The 11,076-nt window shown below is 38.4% G+C and carries 9 protein-coding genes and 1 tRNA gene; 4 read left to right on the plus strand and 6 right to left on the minus strand.

The genetic code is table 11. The annotated features are described in order from the left end of the window. On the plus strand, nt 1-1,401 hold the full coding sequence (locus tag ABD985_RS08460; protein ID WP_345370880.1) for a methyltransferase RsmF C-terminal domain-like protein: 1,401 nt from the start codon (nt 1-3) through the stop codon (nt 1,399-1,401). A gap of 1,040 nt (nt 1,402-2,441) precedes the next feature. Here ABD985_RS08460 and nhaC read toward each other — a convergent pair. The 4 genes from nhaC to pdhA all read right to left on the minus strand — a co-directional run bounded on the left by nhaC (nt 2,442) and on the right by pdhA (nt 8,167). Beyond that, nucleotides 2,442-3,971, minus strand: coding sequence for a Na+/H+ antiporter NhaC (gene nhaC / locus ABD985_RS08465; protein ID WP_345370881.1), 1,530 nt, complete (start codon nt 3,969-3,971; stop codon nt 2,442-2,444). 247 nt (nt 3,972-4,218) lie between these two features. Then, on the minus strand, nt 4,219-5,916 hold the full coding sequence (locus ABD985_RS08470) for a GAF domain-containing protein (protein WP_345370883.1): 1,698 nt from the start codon (nt 5,914-5,916) through the stop codon (nt 4,219-4,221). Between the two features lie 204 nt (nt 5,917-6,120). After that, the gene (locus tag ABD985_RS08475; protein WP_345370885.1) at nt 6,121-6,819 is read right to left on the minus strand and encodes a tetratricopeptide repeat protein; all 699 of its coding nucleotides are present in this window, start codon (nt 6,817-6,819) and stop codon (nt 6,121-6,123) included. A gap of 331 nt (nt 6,820-7,150) precedes the next feature. After that, a complete protein-coding gene (pdhA, locus tag ABD985_RS08480; protein WP_345370887.1) occupies nt 7,151-8,167 on the minus strand; it encodes a pyruvate dehydrogenase (acetyl-transferring) E1 component subunit alpha in 1,017 nt (338 codons plus the stop codon). 259 nt (nt 8,168-8,426) lie between these two features. On the opposite strand from pdhA, the gene ABD985_RS08485 reads away from it, so the two are divergent. After that, nucleotides 8,427-9,104 carry a 2-C-methyl-D-erythritol 4-phosphate cytidylyltransferase gene (locus ABD985_RS08485; RefSeq protein ID WP_345370889.1) on the plus strand — a complete coding sequence of 226 codons (678 nt, stop codon included), beginning with the start codon at nt 8,427-8,429 and terminating at the stop codon, nt 9,102-9,104. 64 nt (nt 9,105-9,168) lie between these two features. On the opposite strand, the gene ABD985_RS08490 is transcribed toward ABD985_RS08485, so the two are convergent. Further along, on the minus strand, nt 9,169-9,390 hold the full coding sequence (locus ABD985_RS08490; RefSeq protein WP_345370891.1) for a DUF2795 domain-containing protein: 222 nt from the start codon (nt 9,388-9,390) through the stop codon (nt 9,169-9,171). 395 nt (nt 9,391-9,785) lie between these two features. Further along, on the minus strand, nt 9,786-10,229 hold the full coding sequence (locus ABD985_RS08495) for a type I restriction enzyme HsdR N-terminal domain-containing protein (RefSeq protein WP_345370892.1): 444 nt from the start codon (nt 10,227-10,229) through the stop codon (nt 9,786-9,788). Nucleotides 10,230-10,304: 75 nt separating this feature from the next. On the opposite strand from ABD985_RS08495, the gene ABD985_RS08500 reads away from it, so the two are divergent. After that, complete coding sequence (locus tag ABD985_RS08500; RefSeq protein WP_345370894.1) at nt 10,305-10,853, plus strand: hypothetical protein; 549 nt, start codon at nt 10,305-10,307, stop codon at nt 10,851-10,853. Nucleotides 10,854-10,932: 79 nt separating this feature from the next. After that, nucleotides 10,933-11,005: transfer RNA gene (locus ABD985_RS08505), tRNA-Gln, on the plus strand. The last annotated feature ends 71 nt before the right edge of the window (nt 11,006-11,076 follow it).

Here is an 11,076-nt window from a genome sequence, read left to right on the forward strand (position 1 = left end):
ATGCCTAAGTCGGTTCAACTTCCTGACAAATTTGTAGAGCGCCTTCAGGGGCAAATCGGAACAGATGCGTTTCAATCTTTTGAGGAAAGTTTCTCCAATTACCTTCCGGTTTCCCTTAGGGTGAATCCTTTTAAGCCAACCGACCAATTTGAAGGGGAAGAGGATGTCCCTTGGTGTGACGCAGGCAAGTACCTTCCCAAACGTCCCTTGTTTGCCAAAGACCCTCTTATCTTTGCAGGGGCTTATTATGTGCAAGAGGCTTCTTCCATGTTTTTGTGGCATGCCCTAAAAACACATGCACCGCTAGAAGAGGATATCAAAGTACTGGACCTTTGTGCTGCTCCGGGAGGAAAGAGTACCTTAATTAACTCCATGATTACCCCTGAAAGTTTATTGGTATCTAATGAACTGATGCCAAAAAGGCTATCTATTTTGGTAGAAAATACCGTCCGGTGGGGAAGCCCTAATGTTGTGGTCTCTCACAACGAAGCTAGTGACTTCACTCCCCTGAAATCTTTCTTTGATGTCATTGCCATTGATGCTCCTTGCTCCGGAGAAGGGATGTTCCGTAAAGACCCTAAGGCTATTGATATGTGGAGTCCGGGGTTGGTTAACTCCTGTGCCAATATTCAGCATGGTATTCTAGAGGATATTATGCCTGCACTAAAGCCACAAGGACTATTGGTCTATAGTACCTGTACCTTTGCTCCTCAGGAAAATGAAGAGCGATTGATACAGCTCGCCGAAAGTGGAGAAGTGGAGCCTCTACGTCTGCCATTGAAAGAGGAGTGGGGAATTACGGAGATCCCTGTAGAAACCTCAGCCGGCACATTTTACGGCTACCGTTTTATCTTTCATAAAACAAAAGGAGAGGGGCTATTCATGAGCTGCTTCCGAAAGAAAGGGGACGAAGGCAGACCTCCAAAGATCAAGATCCCTAAAAAGAAACTGTCACAAGTCAGTAAGGTCAATCAAAAAGAGGCTGCGGCCCTACACAAATGGCTTCAACAGCCCGATGAGTTTACCTTTATAGAATATGAAGGGTATATCCATGCCTTGCTGCAAGAGCATTTCAGTGACTTTAAGACACTCAATGCATTTTTGAGGATTGCTAATCCAGGTACCAAGTTAGGTAAGCTCAATCCCAAGAACGGTAAATTGATTCCAGAACATGATCTGGCAGTCAGCAGTCGTATCGCTGAGAGTATCCCTTCCATTGAGTTGAGTTATGAAGATGCTGTCAACTACCTTAGAAAGCAAGAACCGCAGATCGATACACAAGGCTATAAAGATTGGGTAAAAGTTACCTACAAAGGGATAGCCCTAGGATGGATCAAGGTACTTCCTAATCGTATCAATAACTATTATCCGATGGACTTGAGGTTGAGAAAGGAATTTTAGAAGGGGCGCCCCTCGTGGTCGTCTCAGGATGAAGGATGAAGGATGAAGGATGAAGGATGAAGGATGAAGGATGAAGGATGAAGGATGAAGGAAAATTAATAAAACAATTCCTTTCTCCTTCATCCTTCAACTTTTTATAGGGCATAAAAAAAGCTCACTAAAGTAGTGAGCTCTTTCCTGTTTAACCTAATTTATTAACCCATTATCAATCAAAAACCTTATATCTACTTAATAAATGTTTATAAGAACAAATAAGTTCGATATATATATTTTTTATGTAATAATTTCTTTGAAGATATTTCTGATTGTCGCTACAGAAAGTGCTATTAGACCTAAAAAAAAGGAAAGAAAAGCCATACTAATTTAGTAGGCCTTTCATTTTAACCTAATTTATTAACCCATTATCAATCAAAAATATCTTCTTTGAGAATGTGTCTGATTAGTATTAGACATTAGAAAAAGAAAGGGCCCACTAAGTTAGTGGGCTTTTCCAATGTTTAACCTAATTTATTAACCCATTATCAATCAATATCTATATAGAATAAAGCAACTTCTTTGCTTTATATTTTATCTTTCTTTAATACTACCTCTATATAACAAAATAATATGCCAAAATCAATATAAAAAACCTATCTACCTGTAATACAACAAGATGAAGCGAGTTGCCTTCATATATATTTATTAACAAATCCCAATTCAATCCTTTAATTCCCATTATGGGAATTTTTAATATTAGTAAAGTGTAAGTTTTTATTAGAAAAAGACAATGCTTTAACTCCTACAAATGTGCATTTAAAGGACATAGAAGGCTATTTCAATAAAATAATTATATAAATTTGATAAGAAAAAATATAACTAATTAAAGATAGAGCATTCTATATAATTAAAAACAATGTGCAAAACTACTAATGAGCGACACTTCCCATTATAGGACAGAGTAGCATTGTATAATTCTCAGAAAAAACATTTAAGGAGCTATAAACAAGAAAGGGTGAAAAATTAATTTTTCACCCTTTCTTGTTTATAGCATTTCAATAATTTTAGGCCTGTGTCATCACTTGCTCTTCTTCTCCCTCTTTGCGCTTACGAATCTTAATATTCATATATGCAAAGAACATCGTCATAAAAGGGCTGATAATATTAAAAAAGGCATAAGGTAAGTAAGCTCCTGTTGCCACATTCAACGCCGACGCTTGAGCTGCACCACAAGTATTCCAAGGAACCAATACCGAAGTGACTGTTGCAGAATCTTCCAGGGTACGACTAAGGTTCTCTGGAGCTAATCCTCTCTCTTTATAAGTATCTGCAAACATCTTTCCTGGTACCACAATCGCTAGGTACTGGTCTGATGCCGTAAAGTTAAAGAATACACATGTTGTTGTCGTAGAAGCTACCAAACCTCCCACAGTATGCACTCTCTTAATGATGGATTCTGTAATGGTATGCAACATACCACTCACCTCCATTACTCCTCCAAAACACATCGCTACAATGATCAACCAAATTGTACCCAACATTCCATACATACCACTAGTCGATAATAGTTCGTTCACCATGGCATTATCTGTTACAATGGTCACATCTCCATACATAGCCTTCATCACTGCGATATAGCTAATGGATGCATTACTCCATTCTTTCAGTGCTTCTTCTAAAGTAGTACCTTCCGAAAGGATCCCTTGAATATAGTCTACACCTACTTGGTGTACGATTTCAGGTTGAAAAATCAAAGCTGCAACCCCTCCTAATAGTGCTCCTATTAATAAAGCCGGTAGAGCTGGCATTTTCTTTACAATCAGTACCACAACAAATACCGGTACAACAAATACCCAAGGCGTAATATTAAAGGTAGAATCTATTGCTGCCAACACCCCTTGAATTTGAGAGGCTGTATCTACCTCTGCATTGAAGTTCACGATTCCCATCACTAAGAAGATCACCAATGCGATCAATAAGGAAGGAACCGTAGTATACATCATATAACGAATATGTGTAAATAGATCAGTTCCGGATACTGCAGGTGCTAAATTGGTCGTATCAGACAAAGGGGACATCTTATCACCAAAGTATGCTCCCGAAATAATCGCACCGGCAATCACTCCTTCACTCATACCAAAAGTCTTTCCTATACCGATCAAGGCTACCCCTACAGTAGCAATCGTAGTCCAAGAACTTCCTGTCGCTACAGAAATAATCGCACAAATGATTGCTGCCGCTACCAAGAATATCGCTGGATGTAGAATTTGAAGTCCATAATAGATCATAGCGGGGACAATCCCACTGATCAACCAGGTACCCGCCAAGGCTCCAATCATCAATAAAATTAAAATCGCTGACATTGCTGTCGAAATACTACTGATCATCCCCTCTACCAACTCCGTCACAGTATACCCCAAACGTTGCGCCATCAATACGGCTACTGCCGTAGCAAAGATAAGTACCAACTGGTTTGAACCTGATAAGCCATCGTCTCCAAAAATTACAACATTAAGGCTCAATAGAAGTATCAGAAAAAATATAGGAACCAACGATTCAATAAATGTAGGTTTCCTTACCGAAGATTTGTTCATCTTTTATTTATGCAGTTTATTCTTAAATCAATTATTTTTTTGCGCTAAAATCTCTAAGATACCGATGATTCAGCAGTATCACAAATCACTAATTGTTAACAAGTTTCAGATTATCTCCTAAATAAAATTAAAAAAACACAATCCTCTATCCCACGTTTAGTGTCACCTCATAAGATAAAAAGTCATTTTTTATTCAGAAAATACATTTCTACCCTATCATTTTACAACTTTAACCTAACGACAGATATTATGGATTGTTTGCCCGATTCACTGCTTTATCTCGTTGTTCCATCAGTAAAATATTTTTAATCATGACGGTTGCGTTCGTCGCTAAATGGTCAATCAAAAGTAAATGTTCGGCCTCCATCTCCTGAAAAGAAGCCAACTCCAACACACCATATACTTTTCCTTCCAGCATCAAGGGTTTCAGTAATAACAAGGTAGGAGTCGCCTCTCCCAATCCAGAGGAAATATGCATATAGTCCTCCGGGATATCTCTTATCAATAAAGTATCCTGCTCATGGTATACTTGTCCCAATAGCCCATCCTCTAACGCTATCCGTTTAAGCGAAAAACGTTTAGTGTCTAATGCATAAGAAGCTATTTGCTGAAAAAACAAAGCGTCCCTTTCTTCTTCAAGTATAAAAACAGCCGCTTGCCCTATCTTCAAAAGGCTCAGAAGTTGCTCCAATAAAGATTCTCCTACCTGCGGTAAGGTTCTCGCTTTGGCAAGCTGAACATTTAAGCGTGTAATACTATTAGCCAACCAAGTCTGTTTTTCTGACTCTTGTTTAAAAAGTGCTCTCGAATTCAATAATTCAGTTAACTCTATAAATAAGATATCTCCTTTATGGTTAACCTCATCTGGATGATTCAAAAGCCATTTTGTGTTTTTCAATTTTACTTCTAACTGCTGTAATGACTGGTAAACTGTCTCCATTTCCATTACAGAAATCTTATCCGATACCGATGTGTGGTAATCTTGTCGAAGAATTTTATCCAATAACTCATCAATAGACGTAACGCTATTGGTTATTTTCCCCAGAAGCCCCCCTAATACCACAAGGAATAACAATAATTCAAAAATCAAACAGATATAAAACCAACGACTGGCTCCCTGACGATCGCTATAGATCTGCATCTCTACCGTGTCTTCCAAATTATCCAAGAACATTACTACTTCCCGGTGCAATTGATACAATTGAAAGCCTACACCTTCTGTCTCGGCACTACCTATATCCTTAGTATACTCTACAACAGAATGAAATATATACTGGCAATTGGAAAGTAAAACTAGTGTCTCCTGTAATTGCTGCTCCAATAATAAGGATGCCTGTTCCTGTTTATAGATGGCAAGAAGCTTTTCCCTGAGATTCTCTACCGTTCGGTCAAACTGACCAACAAACGCCATATCGTTTGTCAATAAAAAGTTCTTTTGAGCTACTTGTAATGTATAGCATAAAGATGAAGGAACTGAGGCTCGATGAGACAATTCCATTAACTTTTTATCTAATCGTCCTATTTCACCCCATGAACCATACCCTCTCTGCTGATGCTTTTGGGTTAATACATGAGCCTTAATCTTATAGGTCTTTATCTTTTCCACCAACTGTGGTAACTCAGAGCGTTTTTCCTGCACATAATGGTACTTACTCAAAGCATTCAATTTCAATAAAACCGTATCAACAGCGGCATACACCTCTTTTAACTTTTGACTTTCGGTATAAAATGCTTCTTGTTTGACTTCCTCTAAAGCTAGCTCATTACTCAATCGATATGCTTTATTCCACCAGTTATTACAATCTTTCAAGTATAGGAACAACTCTTCATTCTCTTCTAATGCTTTTACTTGTGAGGAATAACTCCACCATATCAAAAAAGTAAAAAAAGTCAGCAGTGATATAGGTATAATAAGGTAGTGTCGTAGCGATAGGTTATTCATCATAGTTTTTGAAGCTTATGATCTCACCCACTCACTTTATACAAAGTATTGTAGGTTATAAAATATTGGGTTAAATAGATGGCTATAAGATAATGACAATAGAGAGATGTTAACAGTTATTGTATATTTTTTTCAAGGCATAAAAAAAGGAAAGTAGACCATTCATTAGTCTACTTTCCTTTTTTTGAGAATGGGTGAAGTAAGTAATTACTTTACACTCAATCTAGCTATGCTTTTCTTTGCTTCAATAGCTTCCTGAGAGGTCTCATAATCTGAAGCGATCTCCTGGTATGTTTCTACTGCTGCATTAGCATTACCTGCTGCTTCTTCTGCCAACGCCTTTTTGTAAAGGTAAGTAGGTGCAAAAGCTTTATTTTCTTTGTAAGAAGCCGCTTTCTCAAAGTAAGAAGCTGCCTTCTCATAGTTTTCTTTTTCTACATAAGCATCACCTAGCAATGCAAATGCTCTTGCTTGTACTAGCAAATCATTAGAAGAGAAATCTTCCAAGTACGCAATTGCTTGATCGAACTCTCCTGTGTTCAAGTAAGCAACTCCTGCGTAGTAGCTTGCAAGGTTCGCTGCTGCTGTTCCTGAAAACTCATCTGCTATTCTCACAAAACCTTTGGAGTTTCCATCTCCTTCCAAAGCTTTTTGGTACTCTCCTTTCTCCAAGAAGAATACTGAAGGTGATAACACTTCCTGCCCTTCCATATTTTTACTGTCCTGGAACTTCACGTAACCAAACACAGCCAATACGAATACAGCAAAACCAGCCATGGCCGCCATAATCAAGTTTTTGTTCTTTTCGGCAAACTTCTCCGCTGTACCAAGGGTATCTTGAAGTGCCTCTGGGCTTTCAATAAGTTTCTCTATGTTTTCCGTCTGCTTATTTTTCTTTTCCTCCATGGTTTGCATAATCTAAAGTCTCAGTTGATCGGCAAAAATACACTAATTGAGGTATATAACCAATACAAAATCCTAAATATTCAACGGATTAGCCTATGATTCAGGCTACTATCGTTCTATTAGCTTTTTGTATAAATGATTATTACACCCTGCAAAAAATCGACTAGCAAGAATACTAATTTCTTCCAAAAATACAAACTTTCCTTTTGTAAATTCACTGTCTTACTCATAGAAAAAGGCTCGTAGCCCTAAGACCACGAACCTTTTTCATTTATTTCACAACATACGTTCAGGGGCTCCCCCCTGTTATCGTTGCTCTATTTCCTATTGATTAACTATGCTCAAAAGGGAAGTCCAATTGCTCTACGAAAACATCTTCGTACACATCTTTTGCATCTGGATAAGGAGAGTCCTCCGCAAACTTCACAGCATCCATCACTTGTGCCTTGATGTCCTTGTCAATCTGCTTCAATTCCTCTTCTGTTGCATACTCGTTGCTCAACAACGCTTGTTTTACCTGCTCAATTGGGTCTTGCTCTTTGTACTCTGCAACCTCTTCCTTCGTACGGTATTTTTGAGGGTCAGACATAGAGTGTCCTTTGAAACGATATGTTTTGAACTCCAAGAAGTAAGGGCCTTTACCCGCTCTGATATGCTCAGCAGCTTCTTCTACGGCAATATGTACTTCTTCTACGTCCATACCGTTTACTGGCTTAGATGGCATATCGTACGCCTTACCAATATGGTATAGATCCGTTACATTGGATGTTCTAGATACTGATGTACCCATCGCATACCCGTTGTTCTCTACAACAAAGATCACAGGCAACTTCCAAAGCATCGCCATGTTGAAAGCCTCGTGCAATGCTCCTTGACGAACCGCTCCATCACCGAAGTAACAGATACAAAGGTTCTTTGTTCCTTGATATTTTTCAGCAAAAGCCAAACCTGCTCCCAAAGGAATTTGCGCACCTACGATACCGTGTCCACCTACAAAGTTTACTTCTTTGTCAAACACGTGCATAGAACCTCCTTTACCTTTAGTCGTTCCGGTCACCTTTCCGTACATCTCCGCCATAACCTTCTTAGGATCTGTACCCAAGGCTAATGGTTGAGCGTGATCTCTATAGGCAGTGATCCACTTGTCGTCTTTATCAAGAGCTGAAACCGCTCCTGCCGCACAAGCTTCCTGTCCAATATAGAGGTGACAGAATCCTCTGATTTTCTGTTGTCCATACAGCTGACCACACTTCTCTTCAAAGCGACGGATCAACAGCATGTCTTTGTACCATTTCATATACGTCTCCTTGGAGAACGTTCGTTTCGTCTTGGATACCTTTTTGGACATTTCCTTATTCAGTTAAAGTGTTAACGCTTCAGACATTCCATTCTCCTGACAAGAGAATGGATTTTCGTTATATTTAAAGTTAATTTTACGTTTTCGCTCAAATGTCATAAGAATTCATTAAAAAAACAAAAGCCTTAATTCTCTACTTAAGGTACATACACCAAGGACATTTGGACTGTAAGTAAACATCTCTGGACCTTTGCTTACAGAAAGACTCCTTGATCTTCATTTTTTCAGAATCGTTACCTTACTACAAATCATGCAAAAGTATGTAATTATCGTCGCCGGAGGAAAGGGCAGTCGCATGGGCACCTCAATACCCAAGCAGTTTTTACTACTGCAACAGAAACCTGTCCTTATGCACACCTTAGAGCAGTTTCACCAAACACTTCCTGAGGCTAAAATAATTCTAGTGCTTCCTGAAAAGGAACAACAACAATGGCTACAGCTTTGTCAGGAGTACTCCTTTTCTATTCCTCATACCACGACCAATGGAGGAGCTGAACGATTTCATTCAGTCTACAATGGATTACAACAGATCGGACAGGAAGGGATTGTCGCTATTCATGATGGCGTAAGGCCTTTTGTGGCAGCAGATGTCATAAAAGAGGCATTCCGTGTTGCAGCAAAAAAGAATAATGCCATTGTCGCAGTTCCTCTCAAAGATTCTATTCGATCAGTGAGTCCTACAGGCAATAAAGCCGAAGACCGAGGAGCCTACCGACTAATACAGACACCACAAGTATTTGACGTATCCCTTTTAAAAGAAGCCTATAATACTCCCTATCAGTCATTCTTTACAGATGATGCCAGTGTATTTGAGTATCAGGGCCATTCCATAGAGTTAGTAGAGGGCAATTATGAAAATATCAAGCTAACTACTCCTGAAGACTTACTCTTTGGAGAGGCCATCCTATCTAATTCCTCATCTACCTAGTGGATTGTAATAAAAAAGCTCGCAATTTACACTGCGAGCTCTTTTTTTAGGAGGTATACATCCATTAATACTCATCTTCATTAAAGAAGAAATCATCTTTTGTTGGGTAATCTGGCCATATTTCCTCGATATTCTCATACGGCTGACCATCATCCTCCAATTCCTGAAGGTTCTCTACTACTTCAAGAGGAGCTCCTGTACGAACTGAAAAATCAATCAATTCGTCTTTAGTAGCCGGCCATGGTGCGTCTTCCAAATAAGATGCTAATTCCAACGTCCAATACATAAGCGTATCTAAGTTTTGTTTGCTGATTTTAAGTTACAAGCTTTAATTACTCCGACGAGTAATCATTTATCTACAAGAATAAGAAAGTTTCCATTACAATAATATTGCCCAAAAACATCATCATATCCTTCTAAATTATTTTAATAAAACCTGTAAAAACCACCTTTGGGTTTTGATAATCTTTATTGAATTTGATGACTTCTGTTCTTGTCACCTTATTCAAGATAAGATTTTCCTGTCTAAACACCTGATTTCTACATAAAGTTTTATTATTTGGAAATACTCCAAATGCTCAAAGCTGCGAAAATAATTTTTTATTTTTAATAAACAAGCAGAAATAAAAAACTACTTGCTCTTTAATTTTCAAGTCCCCCTTTTTTCAATAAAAATTCATCTTACTGAGGCTCGGGAATGTCCGCTAAGAATTTATAATTTTTCTGTGCAAAATCGATACTACAAGAATAATGCTGCAACCCATTGGTAATACATAAATAAGGTGCTTTTAAACGTACATTATACTGAGCAGCCTGCCCAAACGTCTCGTTGGTCAATTTTACCGAAGGGGCCTTACACTCAATCAAAAGATATGGTTTGCCTTCCTTATCATAAACTACTATATCCGAACGCCTTTGCAGTTGATTAACTTTCACTCCTGTTTCTACTCCTATTCTACCCTTAGAGTACCCTTTAGAGAGTAAAAAAGCAATAAAATGCTGCCTCACCCATTCTTCAGGGGTGAGTCGTAGATATTTCTTACGAATTTGATCCCAAATGTACACCTTACCCTCACGCTTACTGACCTTATGATCATAAGGAGGCAAGTTCAATGCTTGCATCATCTTAAACTATTCTGTTTATTTACCTAGAATATTCTTCTCACATAGAAACCTTATTGGTAGCAATCCCATACGCCCTTGAAGAAAGTCTATCATATTACACCTAAAGCACAATCTCCCCAAACCTTCAATTATGTGGGAAACATGGCTCCCGAAGAGGAACTGCCTACCTATTTCTATGGCTACTCCTATAATTATAAATGGATTTATCGAAAAGAAAATTTAATTGACGAGGTTTATTTCAATGACAATGAGCAACTACAGCTGACCTCTCAACATCTTATTATACAACAAAAGTACTCTACGAAAATTATCGACCTAGACCAACTTAAGAGAATTAGTATTGACTTTAAACGACTAATTTTTCCTATTGTGAGTAGTGGTATTCTAGCGCCTTTGAGTATTCTAGCCACTATGGCCGATGTCTTTCCCTTAATGACCGGCATAACGATTGTCATTATTTGCTTGATGGCTTTCTACTTTGGTTACCGGGGAACTTACCAATTGAATGTACAAATGCACACGACCAACTATACTCTTTTTATAGACGATATTGACGATTCCTTCAAGCGTTTTATTAAAACATCAAATCAATACATTCAAAAGAGTCACAGAGCTAATTTTTAATTTTTTTGTATTCTTCCAATAAGAAAATTTGACAAAACCATAAAACGACTTATATTTGCACTCGCAAAACGCAAATGATTGCCCGATGGTGTAACTGGCAACACGTCTGATTTTGGTTCAGAAGAGTCTAGGTTCGAGCCCTAGTCGGGCAACACAAAGTGAGTAACCGCTTTTTAAATATCGTTACAATGCCCGATGGTGTAACTGGCAACACGTCTGATTT

This window comes from Algivirga pacifica (assembly GCF_039543525.1).
Taxonomy (GTDB): Bacteria; Bacteroidota; Bacteroidia; order Cytophagales; family Flammeovirgaceae; genus Algivirga; species Algivirga pacifica.

Coding starts and splice junctions, on each gene's coding strand:
- ABD985_RS08475 (WP_345370885.1), bottom strand. CDS start 6,819: ATGGAGGAAAAGAAAAATAAGCAGACGGAAAACATAGAGAAACTTATT.
- ABD985_RS08485 (WP_345370889.1), top strand. CDS start 8,427: ATGCAAAAGTATGTAATTATCGTCGCCGGAGGAAAGGGCAGTCGCATG.
- ABD985_RS08460 (WP_345370880.1), top strand. CDS start 1: ATGCCTAAGTCGGTTCAACTTCCTGACAAATTTGTAGAGCGCCTTCAG.
- nhaC (WP_345370881.1), bottom strand. CDS start 3,971: ATGAACAAATCTTCGGTAAGGAAACCTACATTTATTGAATCGTTGGTT.
- ABD985_RS08470 (WP_345370883.1), bottom strand. CDS start 5,916: ATGATGAATAACCTATCGCTACGACACTACCTTATTATACCTATATCA.
- ABD985_RS08490 (WP_345370891.1), bottom strand. CDS start 9,390: ATGTATTGGACGTTGGAATTAGCATCTTATTTGGAAGACGCACCATGG.
- ABD985_RS08495 (WP_345370892.1), bottom strand. CDS start 10,229: ATGATGCAAGCATTGAACTTGCCTCCTTATGATCATAAGGTCAGTAAG.
- pdhA (WP_345370887.1), bottom strand. CDS start 8,167: ATGTCCAAAAAGGTATCCAAGACGAAACGAACGTTCTCCAAGGAGACG.